The sequence below is a fragment of the Variovorax sp. VaC1 genome (genome assembly GCF_043658315.1).
GTDB lineage: Bacteria > Pseudomonadota > Gammaproteobacteria > Burkholderiales > Burkholderiaceae_C > Variovorax.
In genome coordinates, this window is the sequence record NZ_JBIGLT010000007.1 from 424,158 (window position 1) to 445,471 (window position 21,314).

Here is a 21,314-nt window from a genome sequence, read left to right on the forward strand (position 1 = left end):
GGTACTCACCGCGAAAAGCGCAGGGCGCGCGAGCCGCAGCCGGCACATTTCGCCGCACGGGCATCAGCCCGGGCCACTGAAAAGCATATGAACATTCCGCGCTCCGTCACCTTCGTCCGCCTGACCCTTGTCGCCACGCTCTCGGCCGCCGCACTCAGCGGTTGCTACGTGGTGCCGCTGGGGCAGCCCGCACCCAACGCGCCGTCGTCGCAGGCCTATGCGGTCGCACCGGTGCCGGTGGCACAGACCTTCAGCGCACGGCTCTATCCGTCCAACGCCGAGGCAGCGCGCTACGGAGCGATCGGCGGCACGGTGACCAGCGACATGAACGGCCGCGGCCACTTCAATGCGCAGATCGGCGGCGAACAGTTTCAGGGAGAGGCAACCCGGGTCGCAGGCTCGCGGGGCGCCGGCGTGGCAAATGCCACCGGCAGCCGCGGCGGCAACCTGAGTTGCCAGTACACGATGAACTCGGCCACGCTGGGCAGCGGCCAATGCGTGCTCAACAGCGGGCCGGCGTTCACGATGCACATCGGGGGATAAGGGGGGGTGCCCGGCGCGCCACTGGTGCGCCGGGCTTTTTTTGGCAACAGCTAACCGTTCACGAGCTGCCGCATCTTGCGTCGCAGCTCGCGTTCGCGTTTCTGCTCCGCGTTCCAGTCGTCGCGGATGGCCAGCGTGACCGACAGCGCCATCAGCAGGATCACGAACGCAAAGGGCAAGGCGAACACGATGGTCGCCGTCTGTATCGCCTTGATGCCGCCCGCGAACAGCAGGCTCAGTGCGATGGCCGCCACCAGCACGCCCCAGGTGATCTTGACGCGGGCCGGCGGGTTCGGGTTGCCCTTGGTGCTCATGATGCCCAGCACCAGCGTGGCGGAATCGCCCGAGGTCACGAAGAACACGAACACCAGCAGCGTCGCGACCATCGACAGCAGCATGCCCATGGGCATGGCCTTGAACATCACGAACATGGTGGTCGACACATCGGCCTTGACCGCCTCGACCAGCGGCACGCCCTGGAAGATCTGGAAGTTGAGCGCCGCGCCGCCGAACACCGAGAACCATGCGAAGCCCACCAGCGTGGGCGCGATCACGGTGCCCAGGATGAACTGGCGGATCGTGCGGCCGCGCGACACGCGCGCGATGAAGAGGCCCACGAACGGCGACCACGCCAGCCACCAGGCCCAGTAGAAGAGCGTCCAGTCGCCGACCCACGAGCTGTTGCGGAACGGGTTCATGCGCAGGCTCATGCGCACGAACTCGGCCAGGTACGAGCCCAGCGTGTTGGTGAAGGTCTCGACGATGGCAATGGTCGGCCCCACGACCAGCACCACGAGCGCCAGCAGCGCCGCCAGCACGAGGTTGCCCATCGACAGCCACTTCACGCCGCGCTCGACGCCGGTGACCGCCGAGGTGATGAACAACACCGTCGTCACCACGATGATCGCCGCCTGCGTTCCCCGCCCGATCGTCATGCCGAAGGCCGCATGCAGCCCGCTGTTGATCTGCGTCGCGCCCATGCCCAGCGAGGCCGCGACGCCGAAGGCCGTGGCCACCACCGCCAGCACGTTGAAGGCCGGCGACAGCCGCTGCACGAAGCGCCACGGCAAGGCCTCGGTGGCCGAACTCACCAGCGGCAGCGCCTTGCGGCGAAAGCTGAAGAAAGCAATCGACAAGCCGACGATGCCGTAGATGGCCCACGGGTGCAGGCCCCAATGGAAGAACGCGTAGCGCATGGCCACGCCGGCAGCATCGGGCGTGCCCGCGATCACGCCCGGCGGCGGGTTCGTGTAGTGCGAGATCGGCTCGGCCACACCCCAGAACACCAGCCCGATGCCCATGCCGGCCGCGAACAGCATCGCGAACCACGCGGCGAGCGAGAACTCGGGCTCGTCGTCTTCATCGCCCAGCTTCAGGTCGCCGAAGCGGCTGAAGGCCAGGAAGAACGCCAGCACCACCAGCCCCAGTACCACCCACAGGTAGAACCAGCCGAAGTTGCGCGTGATGCCGGCCAGCGCGGTGCTGAACACGCTGTCGAGCGTTGCCGGCGAAACCAGCCCCCACAGGACGACCGCCGCGATCAGGCTGGCGGAAACGATGAGTTGCATGGTGAAGGTCCTCCGAAGGTGTGAACGGCTGCGCCACCGCCCGCAGGGTAACCCGCGGGGCGGCCGGCGGCACGAACCTGCGCTTGGTCAGTCGAGGCGGCGCACCACGTCCATCGCTTCTTCGATGCGCTCGACGGGGTGGATGGTCAGGCCTTCGATTTCCTTGGCGCCCTTGCGCGGCGCATTGGCCTTGGGCACCACGGCCACGCTGAAGCCCAGCTTGGCGGCCTCGCGCAGGCGCTCCTGCCCGCGCGGCGCAGGGCGCACCTCGCCGGCCAGGCCCACTTCGCCGAAGGCGATGAAGCCCTTGGGCAGTGGCTTGCCGCGCAGGCTGGAGGTGATGGCCAGCATCACGGCCAGGTCGGCCGCGGGTTCGCTGATGCGCACGCCGCCCACCGCGTTGACGAACACGTCCTGGTCCATGCAGGCCACGCCGGCATGGCGGTGCAGCACCGCCAGCAGCATCGCGAGGCGGTCGCGGTCCAGGCCCACCGACAGGCGGCGCGGGCTCGGCCCGCCGTTGTCGACCAGCGCCTGGATTTCCACCAGCATCGGCCGCGTGCCTTCGAGCGTGACCAGCACCACGCTGCCGGGCACTGGCTCGGCATGCTGGCTCAGGAAGATGGCGCTCGGGTTGGTCACGCCCTTCAGGCCGCGCTCGGTCATGGCGAACACGCCGATCTCGTTGACGGCGCCGAAGCGGTTCTTGATGGCGCGCACGAGGCGGAAGCTCGAATGCGTGTCGCCCTCGAAGTACAGCACCGTGTCGACCATGTGCTCGAGCACGCGCGGGCCGGCCAGCGCGCCTTCTTTCGTGACGTGGCCCACCAGCACCACGGCCGTGCCGCTGGTCTTGGCAAAGCGCGTGAGGTGCGCCGCGCATTCGCGCACCTGCGCCACCGAGCCGGGCGCGGAGGTGAGCTGGTCGGAATACACCGTCTGGATCGAATCGATCACCGCGATGGCCGGGCGCGTGGCGTCGAGCGTGGCGATGATCTTTTCGAGCTGGATCTCGGCCAGCACCTGCACCTGCGAGTGGTCGAGCCCGAGGCGACGCGAGCGCAGCGCAACCTGCGAGCCGCTTTCTTCACCGGTGACATACAGCGCGTTCTGCCCCGCGTGCTGCAGTGCATCGACCGCCTGCAGCAGCAGCGTCGACTTGCCGATGCCGGGGTCGCCGCCGATCAGCGTGACGCCGCCCGAGACGATGCCGCCGCCGAGCACGCGGTCGAGTTCGTCGATGCCGGTGGGCGTGCGGGCGACGTCGGTCGCCTCGATCTCGGACAGCGTGGCGAGTTCGGAAGCGCCCGCGAGCGACGCGAACTGCGTGCCGAAGCGGTTGTTGGCCGGGCCGCCGGCCGCGCCCGCGACCTGCTCGACGAGCGTGTTCCAGGCGCCGCAGCTCGGGCATTTTCCGAGCCACTTGGGGCTGGTGCCACCGCATTCACTGCAAACGAAAGTTGTTTTGTCCTTGGCCATCTTCCGAGTTTAGGTGTCCGCACAAACCCTGATGGCCGGCGCCTTGGAAAGAAATGGCCAATCATTTAACATGTTAAGTAATTTCGAGAGGCACAGCTTTTGAGCACCACCTTCACGCACCGCAATTTGCCGCGCCTGCTGCTGCAGGCCCGCGAAGCCGTGATGGCCCACACGCGGCCCAGCCTGCGCGAGCACGCGCTGTCCGACCAGCAATGGCGCGTGCTGCGCGTGCTGGGCGAGCACGGCGCGGTCGACACCGGCCGCGTCGCGCGCGAGGCCTTCATCCTCGGCCCCAGCCTCACCGGCGTGCTCGCGCGCATGGAGCGCGACGACCTCATCACCCGCAGCCGCGACCCGGCCGACCAGCGCCGCACCGTGGTCGAGGCCACGCCGCACGGCATGAAGCTGGTCAAGCGTCTGTCGACCAGCATCGAGTCGCACTACGAGTGGATGGAAAAGTCCATGGGCAAGGCCAAGCTCACGCAGCTCTACGGGCTGCTCGACGAACTCATCGCACTGGAACAACCCTCATGAGCGACTTTCCCCATTACCTTCCGACTGGCACGGTGTACGGCACCCTGCTGAACTTCCGCGCCGAGGTTGAGGCGCTCGCGCCGCACATGACGCAGCCGCCCTACAAGGCACCGCCGAAAGCGCCCGTGCTCTATGTGAAGACGGCCAACACCTGGAGCCCGCACGGCGGCGCCATCACAGTGCCCACCGGCGTGCCCGAGGTGGAAGTCGGCGCCAGCATCGGCATGGTGATCGGCGCCGAGGGCGACGTCGAAGGCTTCGTGCTGATGAACGACCTGTCGATTCCGCACGCCAGCTTCTTCCGCCCGCCGGTCAAGTTCAAGTGCGTCGACGGCTTCCTGGGCATCGGCCCGGTGCTGCGCGACGCACAGGACGTGGCCGACCCCGCGAACTTCCGCGCCGAGGTGCGCGTCAACGGCGAGCTGAAGCAGTCGATCGACTTCTCGCAGCTCGTGCGCCCGGCAAAGCAACTGCTCGCCGAGGTCGGCGACTTCATGACGCTTGCGCACGGCGATGTGCTGATGCTGGGCTGCGACGCCGGCCGGCCGTTGGCACACGCGGGCGACCGCATCGACATTTCTGCGCCGGGCTTCGAGACCCTCACCAACACACTGGTCGACACGCTGGTGAAGGAAGCCGCATGAAGCACGCACGCGTCATCTACGAAGGCCGCGAATACACAGGCACGGCTCATGAGTTCGGTGGTCACCCGGATGCAGCCGTGCGCCTCGACGACGGCCGCATCGTGTTCCAGGACCAGCTCACCTGGCTCCCCCCGCTCGCACCCACGGCACGCCCGCGCACCATCCTCGCGCTCGGCCTGAACTACGCCGACCACGCCAAGGAACTCGAGTTCAAGGCGCCCGAAGAGCCGCTGGTTTTCGTCAAGGGCCAGAGCACGCTGATAGGCCACCGCCAGCACACGCACCGCCCGGCCGACGTGCAGTTCATGCATTACGAATGCGAACTCGCCATCGTCATCGGCAAGACCGCGAAGAACGTGAAGCGCGACGACGCCTACGACTTCATCGGCGGCTACACCGTGGCCAACGACTACGCCATCCGCGACTACCTGGAGAACTGGTACCGCCCCAACCTGCGCGTGAAGAACCGCGACACCTGCACGCCGCTGGGCCCGTGGTTCGTCGATGCGGCCGACGTGCCCGACCCCATGGCCCTTGCGCTGCGCACCACCGTCAACGGCACTGTCACGCAGCAGGGCAACACGCGCGACATGATCTTCGACGCGCCCTTCCTCATCGAGTACTTCAGCCGCTTCATGACGTTGTCGCCGGGCGACCTGATCCTCACGGGCACGCCGGACGGCGTGGTCGATTGCAAGCCGGGCGACGTCATCGTCACCGAGATCGAGCGCATCGGCGCGCTCATGAACACCATCGAGACCATCCAAGGAAAAGCATGAGAGTCGATCACCTGATCAACGGCAAGAGCGTTGCCGGCACCGATTACTTCGAGACCGTCAACCCTGCCACGCAGGAAGTGCTGGCCGAAGTCGCCTCGGGCGGCGAAGCCGAAGTCAACGCGGCCGTGGCCGCTGCCAAGGAAGCCTTTCCCAAGTGGGCCGGCATGCCCGCACCCGAGCGCGCCAAGCTGATCCGCAAGCTCGGCGACCTGATCGCCGCGAACGTGCCCGAGATCGCGCAGACCGAAACCAACGACTGCGGCCAGGTGATCGCGCAGACCGGCAAGCAGCTGGTGCCGCGCGCGGCCGACAACTTCTACTACTTCGCCGAGATGTGCACGCGCGTCGACGGCCACACCTACCCCACGCCCACGCACCTGAACTACACGCTGTTCCATCCGGTGGGCGTGTGCGCGCTCATCAGCCCATGGAACGTGCCCTTCATGACGGCCACCTGGAAGGTCGCGCCCTGCCTGGCCTTCGGCAACACGGCCGTGCTGAAGATGAGCGAGCTGTCACCGCTCACGGCGGCGCGCCTGGGCGAGCTGGCGCTCGAGGCCGGCATTCCGCCCGGCGTGCTGAACCTGGTGCACGGCTACGGCAAGGAGGCCGGCGAGCCGCTGGTGGGCCACCCCGACGTGCGCGCCATTTCGTTCACCGGCTCCACCGCCACGGGCAACCGCATCGTGAAGAGCGCGGGCCTGAAGAAGTTCAGCATGGAGCTGGGCGGCAAGAGCCCCTTCGTGATCTTCGACGACGCCGACCTCGACCGCGCGCTCGACGCGGCCGTGTTCATGATCTTCAGCAACAACGGCGAGCGCTGCACGGCCGGCTCGCGCATCCTGGTGCAGCAGTCGATCTACGCCGACTTTGCCGCGAAGTTCGCGGAGCGCGCGAAGCGCATCACCGTGGGCGACCCGCTGGACGAGAAGACCATCGTCGGCCCCATGATCTCGCAGGCCCACCTGGCCAAGGTACGCAGCTACATCGAGCTGGGCCCGAAGGAAGGCGCAACGCTGCTGTGCGGCGGGCTCGAAGGTCCGGCCAACCTGCCCGATCGCGTGAAGAAGGGCAACTACGTTGTGCCCACCGTGTTCGCCGATGTCGACAACCGCATGAAGATCGCGCAGGACGAAATCTTCGGCCCCGTCGCCTGCCTGATTCCGTTCAAGGACGAGGCCGATGCGATCCGCCTGGCCAACGACATCCAGTACGGTCTCTCCAGCTACGTGTGGACCGAGAACATCGGCAAGGCCCACCGCGTGGCCGCTGCCGTGGAAGCCGGCATGTGCTTCGTCAACAGCCAGAACGTGCGTGACCTGCGCCAGCCCTTCGGTGGCACCAAGGCCTCAGGCACGGGCCGCGAAGGCGGCACCTGGAGCTATGAAGTGTTCTGCGAGCCGAAGAACATCGCGGTGTCGATGGGCTCGCACCACATTCCGCACTGGGGCGTGGCGTGAGCCACGCTCCCGAATTCACGCCGGGCCGTGGCGTGAACGTACAACGCCGCACGCTGCTGCAAGGCGCAGCAGCGCTCGCGGCCCTGCCCTCGCTGGCACGCGCGCAGGCAGCATGGCCCAGCAAGCCGGTCCGCGTGATCGTGCCCTTCACACCCGGCGGCACCACCGACTTCGTCGCACGCCTCGTCGGCGTGGAACTGTCGAAGGCGCTGGGCCAGCCCGTCATCATCGACAACAAGCCTGGCGCGGGCACGGTGATCGGCGTCGATGCCGCAGCCAAGGCCGCGCCCGACGGCTACACCTTCGTCTGCGTGGCCAACAGCTTCACGGCCAACCAGACGCTGATCCGCAAGCTGCCCTACGACACGCAGAAAGACCTGCGCCCGGTCGCGCTCATGGGCATGTCGGAGCACGTGCTCGCCACGCACCCGAACAGCGGCCTGAAGACGCTGGCCGACCTGCGCAACGCAGCCAAGGCCAAGCCGGGCACGCTGAGCTTTGCCTCCTTCGGCAACGGCACCTCGGCGCACCTGTCGGGCGAAATGCTCAAGCAGCAGATGGGGCTGGACATCGTGCACGTGCCCTACAAGGGACAAGGCCCGGCGCTGACCGACCTGCTCGGCGGCCAGGTGACGATGATGTTCGGCAACTGGCCCGAGTTCCGCAGCCACGTGCAGAACGGCAAGCTCGTTGCGCTGGGCATGGCGACCGCGCAGCGCTCGCAGTACGCGCCCGCCATACCCACACTGGCCGAACAGGGCGTGGCCATCGAGTCCAATTCATGGAACGGCCTGCTGGCGCCCAGCGGCACGCCCGACGCCATCGTGCAGCGCATGAACGCCGAGGTGAACCGCGCGCTCGCGGGGCCGGTGGTGAGCGATGCCTTCCACAAGGGCGGCATCGCGTCGCTGTCGGGCACGCCGGAGCGCTTCGCGGCGTTCATCCAGAGCGAGATCGCGAAGTACGGCGACGTGATCCGCAAGGCCAACATCCAGATCGAGGGCTGACCGATGAGCCTCTATGCGATGCAGAAATTCCTGTTCGCGCTCAACCGCGAGGCGGAGGTGCAGCGCCGCTATGCGGAAGGTGGCGACACGCGCACCGCGCTGCTTGCCGACTACGACCTCAATGACGAAGAGCGTGAAGCCATCGCCACCGGCGACGTCGGCAAGCTCTACGTGCTCGGCTGCAATGGCCAGTTGCTGATGCACTTCGCACCGCTGCTCGGCATTGCATGGGCCGACTACCTCGAAGCCATGCGTGAAGGCGTGCGCAAGTACGGCCCGGTGCGCGCCGGCATCTACGCAATGACAACCGGAACCGATGAGAAAGTGGCAGGCGTATGAGTCTCGTATTTGCAGGCGTGTGCAGCCACGCCCCCGGCATCACGGGCCGAGCGCACCTCGCCGACCCGGCGGTGAAAGACGAGTTCCACGCGCAGTTCCATCGCTTCGGCGAGGCGATGCGCGCCACGAAGCCCGACGCGGTGATCGTCATCGCGGCCGAGCACTTCGCGAACTTCTTCATGAACAACATGCCGGCCTATGCCATCGGCATGGCCGACAGCTACGAAGGCCCGATCGAAGACCCGAAGTGGCTGGGCATCGAGAAGCACACCATCCCGGGCGACGCCGCGCTGTCGCAGCGCCTGATCCGCGAAGTGATGCAGACGGTGGACGTGGCCTACGCGGAAGAGTGGAAGTTCGACCACGGCATCATGGTGCCGCTGAACTTCCTCACGCCGAAGTTCGACACCAAGATCATCCCCGTCAACATCAACTGCCAGGGCCCGCCGCTCACGCCGCTGCACCGCGCCTGGGCCTTCGGCGAAGCGCTGCGCCGTGCCTGCGACAAGGCACCCGAGCGCATCGCGCTGGTGGGCACGGGTGGCATCTCGCACTGGCCGGCCACGCCCGATTCGGGCAAGGTCAATGCAGAGTGGGACGCCGAGTTCATGCGCCGCTGGTGCGCCAACGACCGCGAGGCGCTGCTCTCGCAGGCCGACTACAACGACGAGGCCACCTACCGCGAAGCGGGCCAGGGCGGCTTCGAGATTCGCACCTTCCTGAGCGTGGCCGCCGCCGCGCGCGGCAAGGGCGAGATCTTCCACATGAAGGCCATTCCGATCTTCGCGGTGACCTGCACGGCCGCCGTGATGTCGGTGGCATGAAGAAGAACAACGGAGCCACGACATGCCGCACCTGGTGATCCTGTACACGCCCAACATCGAGGCCGAGACCGACATGTCGGCCCTGTGCCGCACGCTGGCCGACACCATGCTCCAGCAGCGCGACGAGGCCGACAAGCCGGTGTTCCCGATCGGCGGCACGCGCGTGCTGGCCTACCCCGCCGCGCACTACGCGGTGGCCGACGGCAAGGCCGACTACGCCTTCGTGTACCTCAACATCCGCATGGCCGCGGGCCGCTCGGAGGCAGTGAAGAAGAAGGCCGGCGACGAACTGCTGGCCGACGTGCGCGCACATTTCTCGTCCATCTTCGACAAGCGCCACATCGGCATCACGCTGCAGATCGACGAAAGCCCCGGGCAGGTGTACGACGGCAAGCACAGCAACCTGCATCCCCTGTTCAACAAGTCATAGAAGAAGCGAGTCGCCATGCTGTCCAAAGCCACCATCGCCCAACTGGCCGCCGAACTGCACGAGAGCGAAAAGTCGCGCGTGCAGGTCGAGCATTTCTCCAAGCGCTTTCCCGAGATGACCATCGAAGATGGCTACGCCATCTCGCGCGAGTGGGTGAAGAACAAGATCGCCGAAGGCCGCATCGTGAAGGGCCACAAGATCGGCCTCACGTCGCGCGCCATGCAGCAGTCCAGCCAGATCGACGAACCCGACTACGGCACGCTGCTGGACGACATGTTCTTCGATCAGGGCGGCGACATCCCGTTCAAGCGCTTCATCGCACCGCGCGTCGAAGTCGAGCTGGCCTTCATCCTCGGCAAGAAGCTGCAGGGCCCGAACGTGACCATCTTCGACGTGCTCGCGGCCACCGACTACGTGGTGCCCGCCATCGAGATCATCGACGCGCGCATCGAGCAGTTCGACCGCCACACCAAGGCGCCGCGCAAGGTGTTCGACACCATCGCCGACAACGCGGCCAATGCGGGCATCGTGCTCGGCGGCCGGCCGGTGAAGCCCGACGCGGTCGACCTGCGCTGGGTGAGCGCGCTGCTCTACAAGAACGGCGTGATCGAAGAGTCGGGCGTGGCCGCCGCCGTGCTCAATCACCCCGCCACCGGCGTGGCCTGGCTTGCGAACAAGCTCGCACCGTGGGACGAATACCTGGAAGCCGGCGAAGTGGTGCTGGGCGGCTCGTTCACGCGGCCCACCACCGCCGTGCCGGGCGACACCTTCCACGCCGACTACGGCCCGCTGGGCGCCATCGCCTTCCGCTTCGTCTGAAAGCCATCTTCATGCAAACACCCACCAACACCTTCAAGCAGGCCCTGCAGGCCGGCAAGCCGCAGATCGGCCTCTGGGTCGGCCTGGCCGACGGCTATGCGGCCGAGATCCTGGCCGGCACCGGCTACGACTGGCTGCTGGTCGACGGCGAGCACGCGCCGAACGACGTGCGCTCGGTGCTCGCGCAACTGCAGGGCATCTCGAGCGCGTGGTCGGCGCAGCCCGAGGCCGAGCGTTCGCACCCGATCGTGCGCATCCCGACCGGCGACACCACGCTCATCAAGCAATACCTGGACATCGGCGCGCAGACGCTGCTGGTGCCGATGGTCGACACCGCCGAGCAGGCGGCGCGGCTGGTGCAGGGCATGCGCTATCCGCCCGAAGGCATTCGCGGCATGGGCAGTGCGCTGGCGCGCGCCTCGCGCTGGCAGGCCTACCCCAACTACCTGCACGTAGCCAACGCGCAGACCTGCCTGCTGGTGCAGGCCGAGACGGTGGAGGCCATGAAGAACCTCGACGCCATCGCGGCCACGCCGGGCGTGGACGGCGTGTTCATCGGGCCGGCCGACCTGTCGGCCTCGATGGGCTTCGTGGGCCAACCCAACCACCCCGAGGTGCAGGCCGTGATCGCCGATGCCATCGCGCGCATCCTGAAGGCCGGCAAGGCGCCGGGCATTCTCTCGACCACCGAGGAACAGGCGCGCAAATGGCTCGCGGCCGGCGCGCTGTTCGTGGCGGTGGGCGTGGACACCATCGTGCTCGCGGCGGCGGCCAAGCAGCTGCTGGCGAAGTACAGGAACTCGGCGAAGACCGACGCTGTCAACGGCTACTGATCTTTTCAACCAAGGGAGTTATCCAATGCAACGCATCACCTGGACGGCCATCGCCGCCACCGCCACCCTGTTCCTCGCAGCCTGCGCTCCCATGGGCGGCGCCACGCAAGGCACCACCTCGCAGCAGGAAGCCAACCGCCAGACCGTGCTCGCCTTCTACGAGAAGGGCCTGAACCAGAAGGACGCCGACGCGGCCCTGCAGTACGTGGGCAACCGCTACGTGCAGCACAACCCCACGGCGGCCGATGGCCCCGAAGGCTTTCGCAAGTTCGTCGCCTTCCTGCGCGAGAAGTTTCCGAAATCGCACAGCGACATCAAGCGCAGCTTCGTCGATGGCGACTACGTGATCCTGCATGTGAATGCGGTGCGCGAGCCGGGCACGCGCGGCAGCGCCATCGTCGACATCTTCAAGCTCGAGAACGGCAAGATCGTCGAGCACTGGGACGTGGTGCAGCCCGTTCCCGAAACCGCCGCCAACAAGAACGGCATGTTCTGACCGCCTGAAACCCAGCCAGCCAACGCCAGCCAGCCGAATGACCACGCCCACCGATCCGACGCCCAAGCGCTTTCGCTCCGCCACCATCCGCGAAGGCACGATCCGCGCGACCACGCGCAGCTTCCTGCATGCGCTGGGGCAGGACGACGAGGACATCGCGCGCCCGCACATCGGCGTGTTTCACACCGGCGGCGAGATGAGCCCGTGCAACCTCAACCTGCGCGAGCAGGCGCAGCATGCCAAGACCGGCATCTATGCCGGCGGCGGCACGCCGCACGAGTGCCCGGTGGTGTCGATCAGCGACGGGTTGACGATGGCGCATTCGGGCATGCGCTTCTCGCTGGTCTCGCGCGAGCTGATCGCCGACAGCGTGGAAGCCTCCACGCGCGGCCACCAGTGGGACGGCATCTTCGCCATCGGCGCCTGCGACAAGAACCTGCCGGGCCTGATGATGGGCATGGTGCGCTGCAATGTGCCCAGCGTGTTCGTGCACGGCGGCTCGGCGTTGCCGGGCCAGATGCCGGGGCCGGACGGCCGCGACCTGAACGTGGTCGACACCTACGAGACCATCGGCAAGGTGCTGGCCGGCACCGCCACGCACGACGAACTCGACGCGATGAGCCGCGCCTGCCTGCCCACGGCCGGTGCGTGCGCGGGGCAGTTCACGGCCAACACGATGGGCATGGTGTCCGAGGCGCTGGGCCTGGCGCCCATCGGCTCGAGCATGGTGCCTGCCGTGTTCAGCGAACGCGCGCCGCTGATGCGCCGCGCCGCGAAGAACCTCATGAAGGCGGTGATGGGTGACAGCCCGCTGCCGCGCGACATCGTCACGCGCAAGGCGCTCGAAAACGCCTGCGCGGTGGTGTCGGCCACGGGCGGTTCGACCAACGCCGCGCTGCACCTGCCGGCGATTGCGCACGAAGCGGGCATCAAGTTTCATCTGGACGACGTGGCCGAGGTCTTCGCGCGCACGCCACTCATCGCCGACCTGCGCCCCGGTGGCCAGTACCTGGCGCGCGACGTGTTCTACATCGGCGGCGCAGGCGTCATCCTGCGCACGCTGCTGGAGCAGGGCTTCCTGCATGGCGACGTGCTCACCTTCACCGGCCGCACGATGGCCGAAGAGCTGGCTGGCGCGCTCGCGCCCGATGGCCGCGTGGTGCGCGAGGCCGGCAATCCGATCACGCGCGACGGCGGCCTCGCGGTGCTCAAGGGCAACCTCTGCCCCGATGGCGCGCTGCTCAAGACGGCGGGCCTGAAGGGCCTGGTGTTTCGCGGCCCGGCGCGTGTCTTCAACTCGGAAGAAGAAGCACAGACCGCCGTGCAGAACCGCCACTATGAAGCGGGCGACGTGATCGTGATTCGCAACGAAGGCCCCAAGGGCAGCCCCGGCATGCGCGAGATGCTGGGCATCACCGCCCTGCTCTACGGCCAGGGCATGGGCGACAAGGTCGCGCTGCTGACCGACGGGCGCTTCTCGGGCGCCACGCGCGGCCTGTGCATCGGCTATGCGGGGCCCGAGGCTGCCGATGGCGGGCCGATTGCGGCGCTGCGCGACGGCGACATCATCGCCATCGACGCGCGGGCCGAGACACGTTCGATCTCGGTCGAACTGGGCGCCGAAGAGATCGCCACGCGGCTGGCCGGCCGCGCAACCCACGCAGGCATCGCCCGGGGCGGCGTGCTCGAAAAATATGCACTCACCGTGCGCCCGGCCCACCAGGGCGCCGTGACCCATTCGGGCGCGGTCACGTGGCTGCGCGACGAGTCCTGAAGTTCTGCAGCACGACAACAAACCGGAGACAACCGACCATGCCGATTTCACGCCGCCAGCTTCTTCAGACCACCAGCGCATCCGCGCTGCTTGCCAGCATCGGCCAGCAAGCCTTTGCACAGGCCCATCCGCCGCAGTTGGACACCGCACGCATCATCACGGGCTTCTCGGCCGGCGGCACGTCCGACGTGACCTGCCGCCGCGTCGCCACCAAGCTCAGCCCCGGCTACGCCACGAGTTCGGTGGTGGTCGAGAACCGCACCGGCGCGGGCGGGCAGATCGCCATCTCGTTCGTGAAGGGCCAGCCTGCCGATGGTTCGACCATGCTGCAGACGCCGACCTCGATGCTCACGATCTACCCGCACATCTACAAGAAGCTGCCGTACGACCCGGTGGCCGACCTGGCGCCGGTCTCGCTGGCCTGCGTGTTCGACTTCGGCTTCGCGGTCGGCCCGGCCGTGCCGGCCAGCGTGAAGACGGTGCCCGAGTTCCTGGCCTGGGCCAAGGCCAATCCGGCGGGCGCCAACTTCGGCTCGCCGGCCGCGGGCTCCACGCCGCACTTCATCGGCGCGCTGCTCGCCAAGAACGCCGACATCACGCTGCAGCACGTGGCCTATCGCGGCACGCAGCCGGCCATGCTCGACCTGCTGGGCGGCAGCGTGTCGGCCGTGTCCGGCCCCATCGGCGACATCACGCAGCACCTGGCCAGCGGCAAGGTGCGCATCCTCGGCACGTCGGGCACCAAGCGCAGCCGCTTTGCGCCCGAGGTGCCGACGCTGGTCGAACAAGGCCTGAAAGACATGGCCTTCAGCGAATGGTTCGGCTTCTTCCTGCCCGCCAAGGCCTCGCCCGAAGTGGTGGCACGGCTGAACGCCGCCATGAAGCAGGCCATCGCGTCGAAGGACGTGGTCGAAGGGCTTGCCGGCATCGGCCTGGAAGCGATGTCGTCCTCGCCCGCCGAACTGGCCGAACTGCTCAAGAAAGACACCGCGATGTGGGGGCCGATCGTCAAGAAGATCGGCTTCACCGCAGACGCCTGACAACCCCGGAAAGGAACCGCCCATGAACACCGCCACCGCCGCGCCAGCCGCCTCTTCGCTGGTCCATCCCAACCTGCATCCGGACGAACGCGCCGCGCGCGAAGAGCTTGCGGCCTGCTACCGCGTGTTCGCGATGCTCGGCTGGGTCGAGATGATCTACAACCACATCACGGTGCGGCTGCCCGACAGCGTGACGGGTGGCGAGAAGCAGTTCCTCATCAACCCCTTCGGCCTGCACTACAGCGAGGTCACGGCCAGCAACCTCGTGAAGATCGACCTGCACGGCAATGTGCTCGACGGGTCCACGCACAAGGTGAACCCGGCCGGCTTCGTGGTGCATGCGGCCATCCACGATGGCCTGGCCGGCGCGCACTGCGTGATGCACACGCACACCACGGCCGGCGTCGCCGTGGCCTGCCTGAAAGAAGGGCTGCAGCAGACCAACTTCTATACCGCGCAGCTGCACGACATGGTGGCGTACCACGACTTCGAGGGCATCACGATCCATGCCGACGAAGGCCCGCGCCTGCTCAAGAGCATCGGCAACCGCAACGCGGTGATCCTACGCAACCACGGCCTGCTGGCCTGGGGCCAGACGCTGCCGCAGACCTTCGCGATCCTCTGGACGCTGCAGCGCGCCTGCGAGATCCAGATGGCGACCTTCTCGATGGGTGCAACCGTTCTGCCGGTGAGCGAAGACATCGCGCGCCGCTGCACGCGCGATGCGCTGCAGTTCAGCCCCGAGCACGGCGCCGGACAGGACGTGTTCAATGCGCTGGTGCGGCAGGTGGACCGCATCGACCCGAGCTACAGAAACTGAGGCGACTTTTCCCATGAAGATTTGTATTTACGGCGCAGGCGCCATCGGCGGCTGGATCGGCGTGGGCCTGGCGCAGGCAGGCCAGCGGCTCAACGTGGTGGCGCGCGGCGCCACGCTCGACGCGCTGCAACGCGACGGCCTCTCGCTGATGCGCGGCGACATTCGCACGCGCGTGCCGGTCAACGCAGTGGCCGACCCCGAAGCGCTCGGCGTGCAGGACCTGGTGGTAATCGCCGTGAAGGCGCCCGCGCTGGCCGGCGTGGCCGAACGCATCGGGCCGCTGATCGGACCCGACACCCTGGTGCTGGTCGCGATGAACGGCGTGCCGTGGTGGTTTCTCGAAGGCGGCTTCGGCGGCGAGATCACAGGCCACCGGCTCGCGGCCGTCGACCCCGAAGGCGCCATTGCCAAGGCCATTCCGGCCCGCAACGTGATCGGCTGCGTGGTGCACGCCAGCTGCTCGCTCGACGGGCCCGGCGTGGTGCGCCATCACTTCGGCAACGGGCTGATCGTGGGCGAGCCTTCGGGCGAGGCCACGCCGCGCGTGCAGAAGCTGGTCGACCTGCTCAAGAGCACCGGCATCGACACCACGCTGTCGCCGCAGATCCAGAAGGACGTGTGGTTCAAGCTGTGGGGCAACATGACGGTGAACCCGATCAGCGCGCTCACGGGCTGCACCACCGACCTGATCATGGGCGACGACTACGTGCGCGGCTTCATCTCGGCCGTGATGCTCGAAGCCAAGGAAATCGGCCGGCGCATCGGCATCGAGATCACGCAGAGCCCCGAAGACCGGCATGCGATCACGAAGAAGCTCGGCGCGTTCAAGACCTCGATGCTGCAGGACGTGGAAGCCGGACGCTCGGTGGAACTCGATGCGCTGGTGACGGTGGTGCGCGAGCTCGGCGAACTGACGGGCGTGGCCACGCCGTTCACGGATGCGCTGCTGGGGCTGGCGCGGCTGCGCACGCGGCAGCTCGGGCTTTACTGAGCGAGACCCGACCTGCGAGGGCGCGCGCCAGGCGGCGCCCGCGCTCATCGGTCACCAGCGCTTTTCGGGCGTCGCCGCGAGCGTCTCGGTGCAACTGGCCACGGCCTTCGCGCGTTCCTCACGCAGCAGCTGCCAGTTGTCGGCTTTCCATTGCGTCCAGGCGATGGGCTCCGATTGATAGAGGCACGCGAACGGCGGGCGCATGAAGCCCGCGCGGCCGAGTTCGGCGCCGAACTTCAGGCGGAACAGCTCATCGGTTCCCGTGAGGTTTTCGTAGACCAGGTGCCACGGCCCCGGGAGCAGCGGCGTGTCGGCCTCTTTCTGGACCTGCCGCGCCTCTTCGATTTCCTCGGGCGTGGAGCCGTCCGTCAGGGCCGTCGCATACGCGGCTTCGGCGCGCTTGCGGTAGATGTCGGTCGCGACCTTGCTCAAGGCATCGTTCAGCTCGCTCATGGCCGGATTGACGGCCAGCGGATCGTCCTTGAGTTCTTCCGGCGTCGTGCCGCCCAGGTCGTCTTTCGAAAAGCCCTGTGCGCCGACGGACAGCCTGCCCGCGATCAAGGTCGTGGCCACGTTCAGCGCGATCTGCCCCGCGATGTAGTTGCCCGTGTCTTCGCGCCGGACCACACGAAGCCGTTCGATGCCGGGCTTGTAGAAGCCCCGGCCGAAGCGCACGCGCGTCGTGGATTGTTGTGGTGCTGGCGCTGCTGTCGTTGCCTCGACAGGCGGAGCCGGCGTGTCTGCGGCAACTGCCGGGGGTTCGGCCGCCGGGGCCGGCACCTCGAGCTCGGCGGCGTGCGCCGAGAAGCCAAGGATGGCCAGTGCGATGCCGCATGGGAGAGCGGCGTGTGGTCGTTTTTTCAGGATCATGTGAACAGTTCTTCCTCCGGCCGGGATTGTCCTTGGCCGAAGGGCGCTGCCCGACAGGTGCGCGCCTAAAAATTCACGAATGCGGGCGCGGTGCAACGGGCTGCGGCATCGTCACCCACCAGGCCGCCACCACGATCAGCAAGCCCCCGGCCCAGCCCCAGGCCCCGATGCGCTCGCCGAAGCCGCACGCCGCGATCAGCGCGCCGAACACCGGCTCGCTGCCCATCAGCAGCGACACCCGGCTCGGGCTCGAACGCGAGGCCGCATGGTTCTGCGCGAAGAACGCGAAGACGGTGCACAGCAGCACGAGGTACGCCATGCCCCACCAGAAGGATGCCGTGGCGGGCGGCATGTGCCAGGCGCCGTTCGGCGGCGACGCGACGAGCGATATCGCCATGGCACCGAGCGCCATCACGCCCGCCTGCACGGCCGTCAGCGTGAGCGCTGGCATCGCATGCCGGCCGGCCAGGCGCCGCGTCATGCAGACCATCACGGCGCGCAGGAAGGCGGCGACCACTATGAGGCCATCGCCCCAGCCTACCGAGATATCGGCGGGCGACGTGGCCGACAACATGGCCGCGCCCAACGCCGACAGACCCGCCGCCCAGAACACGCGCCGCGCCGGCCGTTGCCCCAGCAACCACCATTCGACAAAAGGCGTGATCGCCACGCACAGGCTGATGAGAAAGGCGGCGTTGCTCGCGGTGGTGAGCGACACGCCGAAGGTCTCGCACACGAAGATCGCCAGCAGGTTGGCGCCGAGCAGGCCGCCCACGGCGAGCCCCTGCCGCCATTGCGCGTTGAACAGCGGCCCGAGCGCCGGCAGCAGCACGACGAAGGTCAGGCCGAAGCGCAGCGCGATGAACTCCAGCACGGGCAACTGCTGCGTGGCCTGCTTGGCGACGGCATAGCTGCCGCCCCACACGGCGGCCACCAGCAGCAGCATGATTTCGGCGGAACCGATGCCTGCCGCCCACTTCGCGCCCCGGCCGACCGGCGCGGCACCGCGCAACTGCTTTGAATCCATACTGTCGGCCCGCCGTCCATGAACAAGAAAGAAGAAATTGTTCCTGGCTTCACCAGGGCCGGGTAGCCACCGGCCGGAACAGGACCCTTGCGCCGTGGGAACGAATTCATTTCTCAAAGTACTGCCGGAGATGGTGACCTTTCTGCGGGTCGCCGAACTCGGCAGCTTCTCGGCCGCGGCCGACCTGCTGGGCATGACGCCGTCGGCCGCGAGCCGGCAGGTCAAGCGGCTCGAAAAAGAGATCGGCGTGCAGCTGCTGCAGCGGACCACGCGCCAGCTGCGCCTGACGGAGCCCGGCGCCGAAGCCTTCGCTCGATGCCGCGAACTGGTGCTGGCGGCGCAGGGCACGATGGACGTCGCGCAGCAGTTCTCGCGCAAGCCGGGCGGGCTGGTGCGCCTGAGTGCGCCCAAGGCCTTTGCGCGGCGCGTGCTGCATCCGCACCTGCTCGACTTTCTGCAGCGCTACCCCGAGGTCGATGTGCAGCTGATCGTGGAAGACCGCGACATCGACCCGATCCGCGAAGGCGTGGACCTGGTGGTGCGGCTGACGACGGCCCCGCCCGAAGGGCTGGTGGCGCGGCAGCTGATGGCGGTCGAACACATCTTGTGCGCGACGCCGCGCTATCTGGCGCAGCACGAGGCCATCGCGCATCCGCGCGACCTTCTGGCGCACAGTTGCCTGTCGCTCGGCGAGCACGAGCGCGACAACCACTGGCGGTTCAAAAAAGAGGGCGAAGAAGACGCGACGGCCGTGGTGCGCGGGCGCTACATCTCCAACCACAGCGAGATCCGACTCGAAGGCGCGCTGGCGGGCCTGGGCGTGGCCTGCGTGCCGGCCTTCATGGCGCGCGAGGCGCTGGACGAAGGCCGCGTGGTGCGGGTGCTGGCCGACTGGGAGTTCCAGGGCAACTACCACGGGCACGCATGGATTCTTTATCCGCCGAACCGCTTCACGGCGCCCAAGTGCAGGGTGTTGATCGATCACCTGCTCGGCGCGCTGGCCGACGGGCGTGGCGCGCAGCTCAGTGCTTCTTCAGCAAGACCCGCACGGCCTCGGGCAAGGAGTTGACCTGCGGCATGAAGTGATCGAGCAGCGCGCCGAGGATCACCGCGCTGACGACCGCGCCCAGCAGCGGCTTCCACGTCAGCCGCACCGCCGCCATGAGCCAGCCTTCGCGCGCGACGCGCACCGCGGCACGCGCCGACACGTACGAGAAGGCGACTTCGATGGCCACGGCCAGCAGGGCGTCCCAGCTGAAGTACAGCAGCACGAGCGAGCCGACGCCGAACAGCAGTGCCACGCAGATCAGGAAGACGGCGACCACCGGCACGACGACGATGGCACCTTCGTCCGCGCCGCCCGCGATGTCGAGCGCACCACCCGCCACGTCGGAGAGCACGCCGCCGTCACCGCCGATGCCCTCACCGCCGCGGGCGAGGCCGCGGCCCGCATCGAGCGCGAAATCGACGGCATCGATGGCGTCGCCCGCATCGGCATCGAGCCCGGTCGTTGTGTTCACCAGGTAGCGGGCCCACCAGCGCAGCACGAGCAGATAACCCAGGTACCCCACGCCCAGCGTGAGCAGGTAGCGCACCGCCAGCGAGTCCACATGGAACAGGTGCATCTGCAGCGCCGACACGCCCCACATGAGCAGCAGCGTGAAGCTGCCGATGAGGATGCCGTGCGTGCGCAGGCTGTGGTTGCGGTGCAGGTCGCGCTCGACCTGCGTTTCCCAGAGGCGCACGGAGCGCCAATCGGAAAGAACCTTCATCGATCGTCGGCAGGGCCCTGGGCCGCGAAGGGCACGCGTGGCGCGACGGCGCACATGAGTTCGTAGCCGACAGTGCCGGCCGCCTGCGCGACCTCGTCGATGGACAGCAGCGCGCCCGTCTTGGGGGAGCGGCCCCACAGCGTGACCTCGGCGCCGAACTTCGCATCGGGAATGTTCGTGAGGTCGACGGTGATCATGTCCATGCTCACGCGGCCGACCATGCGGGTGCGCACGCCGTTCACCAGCACGGGCGTGCCGGTGGTGCAGTGGCGCGGATAGCCGTCGGCATAGCCGACCGCGGCCACGCCGATGGTGAGCGGCCCTTCGGCCGTGAAATTGGAGCCGTAGCCGATGGTGTCGCCGGCCTTGAGCGTCTGCACGCCGATGAGCTGCGTCGACAGCGTCATGGTGGGCTGCAATTGCCAGTGCGCCGCGTCGTGCACCGGAAAGTCGGGGGCGCTGCCGTACAGCACGATGCCGGGGCGCACCCAGTCGCCGCGCGTGGCGTCGGCGTGGCGCAGCGTGGCGGCGCTGTTGGCGATGGAGCGTTCGCCCGGGATGTCGCGCGTGGCGCGCTCGAACACTTCGAGCTGGTGGGCGATGCCGCGGGCGCCGTCGGCATCGCTGAAGTGGGTCATGAGCGAGATCTCGTCGACCTGGGTCAGGGCGTTCAGGCGCGTCCAGGCGGAACCGAAGCGCTCGGACGTGAAGCCCAGGCGGTTCATGCCGGAGTTCATCTTCAGGAACACGCGCTGCGGCTTCAGGGTCTTGTGGGCCGCGAGCATGTCGATCTGCTCGTCGCAGTGCACGGTGTGCCACAGGTCCAGGCGCGAGCACAGCTCCAGGTCGCGCGCGTCGAACACGCCTTCGAGCAGCAGCACCGGGCCGCGCCAGCCCAGGGCGCGCACGCGCTCGGCCTCGGCAAGATCGATCAGCGCAAAGCCGTCGGCACCGCGCAGCCCCTCGTAAACCCGCTCGATGCCATGGCCGTAGGCGTTGGCCTTGACGACGGCCCAGACGCGGGCGTCGAGGGCCTTGCGGCGGACCTGGCCGAGGTTGTGGCGAAGGGCTTCCGTGTGGACAGTGGCGAGAATGGGGCGCGGCATGGCGGGCTCTGGCGAGGTTCGAGGAAAATGCAGCCCACGTTTTAGCACCTTCGGGAATGGGGGCGAATACCGTGGGGATGCCTAATTCGGCGTCGTACCCCCATGCTATAACCGCCCATTCGCTCCCAACGCGACACTTTTTCACTACCGCCAGCAGAC

23 protein-coding genes are annotated in these 21,314 nt (G+C 67.8%); 17 read left to right on the forward strand and 6 right to left on the reverse strand.

Annotated features, from left to right (window positions below):
- The first annotated feature begins 87 nt into the window (after positions 1-87).
- On the forward strand, positions 88-543 hold the full coding sequence (locus ACGLHS_RS27435; RefSeq protein ID WP_093247048.1) for a hypothetical protein: 456 nt from the start codon (positions 88-90) through the stop codon (positions 541-543).
- A gap of 50 nt (positions 544-593) precedes the next feature.
- Here the strand turns inward: ACGLHS_RS27435 and ACGLHS_RS27440 are convergent, their stop codons facing one another.
- The gene (locus ACGLHS_RS27440; RefSeq protein WP_394484950.1) at positions 594-2,111 is read right to left on the reverse strand and encodes a BCCT family transporter; all 1,518 of its coding nucleotides are present in this window, start codon (positions 2,109-2,111) and stop codon (positions 594-596) included.
- A gap of 87 nt (positions 2,112-2,198) precedes the next feature.
- A complete protein-coding gene (radA, locus tag ACGLHS_RS27445; protein WP_394484952.1) occupies positions 2,199-3,590 on the reverse strand; it encodes a DNA repair protein RadA in 1,392 nt (463 codons plus the stop codon).
- Positions 3,591-3,689: 99 nt separating this feature from the next.
- Here radA and hpaR point away from each other — a divergent pair, with 99 nt between their 5' ends.
- The 15 genes from hpaR to ACGLHS_RS27520 are packed head-to-tail and all read left to right on the forward strand — an operon-like array spanning position 3,690 to position 16,380.
- A complete protein-coding gene (hpaR, locus tag ACGLHS_RS27450) occupies positions 3,690-4,124 on the forward strand; it encodes a homoprotocatechuate degradation operon regulator HpaR (RefSeq protein WP_093247051.1) in 435 nt (144 codons plus the stop codon).
- A complete protein-coding gene (locus ACGLHS_RS27455) occupies positions 4,121-4,768 on the forward strand; it encodes a fumarylacetoacetate hydrolase family protein (protein WP_394484954.1) in 648 nt (215 codons plus the stop codon). The genes hpaR and ACGLHS_RS27455 overlap by 4 nt, the downstream gene beginning before the upstream one ends.
- A complete protein-coding gene (locus ACGLHS_RS27460; RefSeq protein ID WP_394484956.1) occupies positions 4,765-5,547 on the forward strand; it encodes a fumarylacetoacetate hydrolase family protein in 783 nt (260 codons plus the stop codon). Before ACGLHS_RS27455 ends, ACGLHS_RS27460 begins: the two co-directional genes overlap by 4 nt.
- Positions 5,544-7,007, forward strand: coding sequence for a 5-carboxymethyl-2-hydroxymuconate semialdehyde dehydrogenase (gene hpaE / locus ACGLHS_RS27465; RefSeq protein WP_394484958.1), 1,464 nt, complete (start codon positions 5,544-5,546; stop codon positions 7,005-7,007). Before ACGLHS_RS27460 ends, hpaE begins: the two co-directional genes overlap by 4 nt.
- Positions 7,008-7,039: 32 nt before the next feature.
- Positions 7,040-8,014 (forward strand): tripartite tricarboxylate transporter substrate binding protein, encoded by a 975-nt coding sequence (locus ACGLHS_RS27470; protein WP_394485116.1) that lies wholly within the window; start codon positions 7,040-7,042, stop codon positions 8,012-8,014.
- Between the two features lie 3 nt (positions 8,015-8,017).
- Positions 8,018-8,353 (forward strand): aromatic ring-opening dioxygenase subunit LigA, encoded by a 336-nt coding sequence (locus ACGLHS_RS27475; RefSeq protein WP_394484960.1) that lies wholly within the window; start codon positions 8,018-8,020, stop codon positions 8,351-8,353.
- Positions 8,350-9,177: an extradiol ring-cleavage dioxygenase gene (locus ACGLHS_RS27480; RefSeq protein WP_394484962.1), complete on the forward strand. Its 828-nt coding sequence runs from the start codon at positions 8,350-8,352 to the stop codon at positions 9,175-9,177. The genes ACGLHS_RS27475 and ACGLHS_RS27480 overlap by 4 nt, the downstream gene beginning before the upstream one ends.
- Before the next feature lie 22 nt (positions 9,178-9,199).
- Positions 9,200-9,607, forward strand: a complete 408-nt coding sequence (locus tag ACGLHS_RS27485) for a 5-carboxymethyl-2-hydroxymuconate Delta-isomerase (RefSeq protein WP_394484964.1) — start codon at positions 9,200-9,202, stop codon at positions 9,605-9,607.
- A 15-nt stretch (positions 9,608-9,622) separates the two neighbouring features.
- The gene (hpaH, locus tag ACGLHS_RS27490; RefSeq protein WP_093247058.1) at positions 9,623-10,426 is read left to right on the forward strand and encodes a 2-oxo-hept-4-ene-1,7-dioate hydratase; all 804 of its coding nucleotides are present in this window, start codon (positions 9,623-9,625) and stop codon (positions 10,424-10,426) included.
- An 11-nt stretch (positions 10,427-10,437) separates the two neighbouring features.
- A complete protein-coding gene (hpaI, locus tag ACGLHS_RS27495; RefSeq protein ID WP_394484966.1) occupies positions 10,438-11,259 on the forward strand; it encodes a 4-hydroxy-2-oxoheptanedioate aldolase in 822 nt (273 codons plus the stop codon).
- Between the two features lie 25 nt (positions 11,260-11,284).
- Positions 11,285-11,755 carry a nuclear transport factor 2 family protein gene (locus tag ACGLHS_RS27500; RefSeq protein ID WP_394484967.1) on the forward strand — a complete coding sequence of 157 codons (471 nt, stop codon included), beginning with the start codon at positions 11,285-11,287 and terminating at the stop codon, positions 11,753-11,755.
- Between the two features lie 37 nt (positions 11,756-11,792).
- Positions 11,793-13,529: a dihydroxy-acid dehydratase gene (gene ilvD / locus ACGLHS_RS27505; RefSeq protein WP_394484969.1), complete on the forward strand. Its 1,737-nt coding sequence runs from the start codon at positions 11,793-11,795 to the stop codon at positions 13,527-13,529.
- Between the two features lie 38 nt (positions 13,530-13,567).
- Positions 13,568-14,569 (forward strand): Bug family tripartite tricarboxylate transporter substrate binding protein, encoded by a 1,002-nt coding sequence (locus ACGLHS_RS27510; RefSeq protein ID WP_394484972.1) that lies wholly within the window; start codon positions 13,568-13,570, stop codon positions 14,567-14,569.
- Between the two features lie 22 nt (positions 14,570-14,591).
- On the forward strand, positions 14,592-15,389 hold the full coding sequence (locus ACGLHS_RS27515) for a class II aldolase/adducin family protein (RefSeq protein WP_394484974.1): 798 nt from the start codon (positions 14,592-14,594) through the stop codon (positions 15,387-15,389).
- Between the two features lie 13 nt (positions 15,390-15,402).
- A complete protein-coding gene (locus tag ACGLHS_RS27520) occupies positions 15,403-16,380 on the forward strand; it encodes a 2-dehydropantoate 2-reductase (RefSeq protein WP_394484976.1) in 978 nt (325 codons plus the stop codon).
- A gap of 51 nt (positions 16,381-16,431) precedes the next feature.
- Here ACGLHS_RS27520 and ACGLHS_RS27525 read toward each other — a convergent pair whose 3' ends face one another.
- Positions 16,432-17,250: a hypothetical protein gene (locus tag ACGLHS_RS27525; protein WP_394484978.1), complete on the reverse strand. Its 819-nt coding sequence runs from the start codon at positions 17,248-17,250 to the stop codon at positions 16,432-16,434.
- A gap of 73 nt (positions 17,251-17,323) precedes the next feature.
- Positions 17,324-18,277 carry a DMT family transporter gene (locus ACGLHS_RS27530; protein ID WP_394484980.1) on the reverse strand — a complete coding sequence of 318 codons (954 nt, stop codon included), beginning with the start codon at positions 18,275-18,277 and terminating at the stop codon, positions 17,324-17,326.
- Between the two features lie 94 nt (positions 18,278-18,371).
- Between ACGLHS_RS27530 and ACGLHS_RS27535 the strand changes: the two genes are divergently transcribed.
- Positions 18,372-19,346 (forward strand): LysR family transcriptional regulator, encoded by a 975-nt coding sequence (locus tag ACGLHS_RS27535; RefSeq protein ID WP_394484982.1) that lies wholly within the window; start codon positions 18,372-18,374, stop codon positions 19,344-19,346.
- Here ACGLHS_RS27535 and ACGLHS_RS27540 read toward each other — a convergent pair.
- Positions 19,300-20,049, reverse strand: a complete 750-nt coding sequence (locus ACGLHS_RS27540; RefSeq protein ID WP_394484984.1) for a hypothetical protein — start codon at positions 20,047-20,049, stop codon at positions 19,300-19,302. The genes ACGLHS_RS27535 and ACGLHS_RS27540 overlap by 47 nt on opposite strands.
- Entirely contained in the window at positions 20,046-21,155 is a 1,110-nt protein-coding gene (alr, locus tag ACGLHS_RS27545) for an alanine racemase (protein ID WP_394484986.1), read from the reverse strand. The genes ACGLHS_RS27540 and alr overlap by 4 nt, the downstream gene beginning before the upstream one ends.
- Positions 21,156-21,314: the final 159 nt, after the last annotated feature.

Excerpts from the sequence above, each read along its gene's own strand:
- ACGLHS_RS27435 (WP_093247048.1), top strand. The coding sequence starts at position 88 with ATGAACATTCCGCGCTCCGTCACCTTCGTCCGCCTGACCCTTGTCGCC.
- ACGLHS_RS27440 (WP_394484950.1), bottom strand. The coding sequence starts at position 2,111 with ATGCAACTCATCGTTTCCGCCAGCCTGATCGCGGCGGTCGTCCTGTGG.
- radA (WP_394484952.1), bottom strand. The coding sequence starts at position 3,590 with ATGGCCAAGGACAAAACAACTTTCGTTTGCAGTGAATGCGGTGGCACC.
- ACGLHS_RS27455 (WP_394484954.1), top strand. The coding sequence starts at position 4,121 with ATGAGCGACTTTCCCCATTACCTTCCGACTGGCACGGTGTACGGCACC.
- ACGLHS_RS27460 (WP_394484956.1), top strand. The coding sequence starts at position 4,765 with ATGAAGCACGCACGCGTCATCTACGAAGGCCGCGAATACACAGGCACG.
- hpaE (WP_394484958.1), top strand. The coding sequence starts at position 5,544 with ATGAGAGTCGATCACCTGATCAACGGCAAGAGCGTTGCCGGCACCGAT.
- ACGLHS_RS27475 (WP_394484960.1), top strand. The coding sequence starts at position 8,018 with ATGAGCCTCTATGCGATGCAGAAATTCCTGTTCGCGCTCAACCGCGAG.
- ACGLHS_RS27480 (WP_394484962.1), top strand. The coding sequence starts at position 8,350 with ATGAGTCTCGTATTTGCAGGCGTGTGCAGCCACGCCCCCGGCATCACG.
- ACGLHS_RS27485 (WP_394484964.1), top strand. The coding sequence starts at position 9,200 with ATGCCGCACCTGGTGATCCTGTACACGCCCAACATCGAGGCCGAGACC.
- hpaH (WP_093247058.1), top strand. The coding sequence starts at position 9,623 with ATGCTGTCCAAAGCCACCATCGCCCAACTGGCCGCCGAACTGCACGAG.
- hpaI (WP_394484966.1), top strand. The coding sequence starts at position 10,438 with ATGCAAACACCCACCAACACCTTCAAGCAGGCCCTGCAGGCCGGCAAG.
- ACGLHS_RS27500 (WP_394484967.1), top strand. The coding sequence starts at position 11,285 with ATGCAACGCATCACCTGGACGGCCATCGCCGCCACCGCCACCCTGTTC.
- ilvD (WP_394484969.1), top strand. The coding sequence starts at position 11,793 with ATGACCACGCCCACCGATCCGACGCCCAAGCGCTTTCGCTCCGCCACC.
- ACGLHS_RS27510 (WP_394484972.1), top strand. The coding sequence starts at position 13,568 with ATGCCGATTTCACGCCGCCAGCTTCTTCAGACCACCAGCGCATCCGCG.
- ACGLHS_RS27515 (WP_394484974.1), top strand. The coding sequence starts at position 14,592 with ATGAACACCGCCACCGCCGCGCCAGCCGCCTCTTCGCTGGTCCATCCC.
- ACGLHS_RS27520 (WP_394484976.1), top strand. The coding sequence starts at position 15,403 with ATGAAGATTTGTATTTACGGCGCAGGCGCCATCGGCGGCTGGATCGGC.
- ACGLHS_RS27525 (WP_394484978.1), bottom strand. The coding sequence starts at position 17,250 with ATGATCCTGAAAAAACGACCACACGCCGCTCTCCCATGCGGCATCGCA.
- ACGLHS_RS27530 (WP_394484980.1), bottom strand. The coding sequence starts at position 18,277 with ATGGATTCAAAGCAGTTGCGCGGTGCCGCGCCGGTCGGCCGGGGCGCG.
- ACGLHS_RS27540 (WP_394484984.1), bottom strand. The coding sequence starts at position 20,049 with ATGAAGGTTCTTTCCGATTGGCGCTCCGTGCGCCTCTGGGAAACGCAG.
- alr (WP_394484986.1), bottom strand. The coding sequence starts at position 21,155 with ATGCCGCGCCCCATTCTCGCCACTGTCCACACGGAAGCCCTTCGCCAC.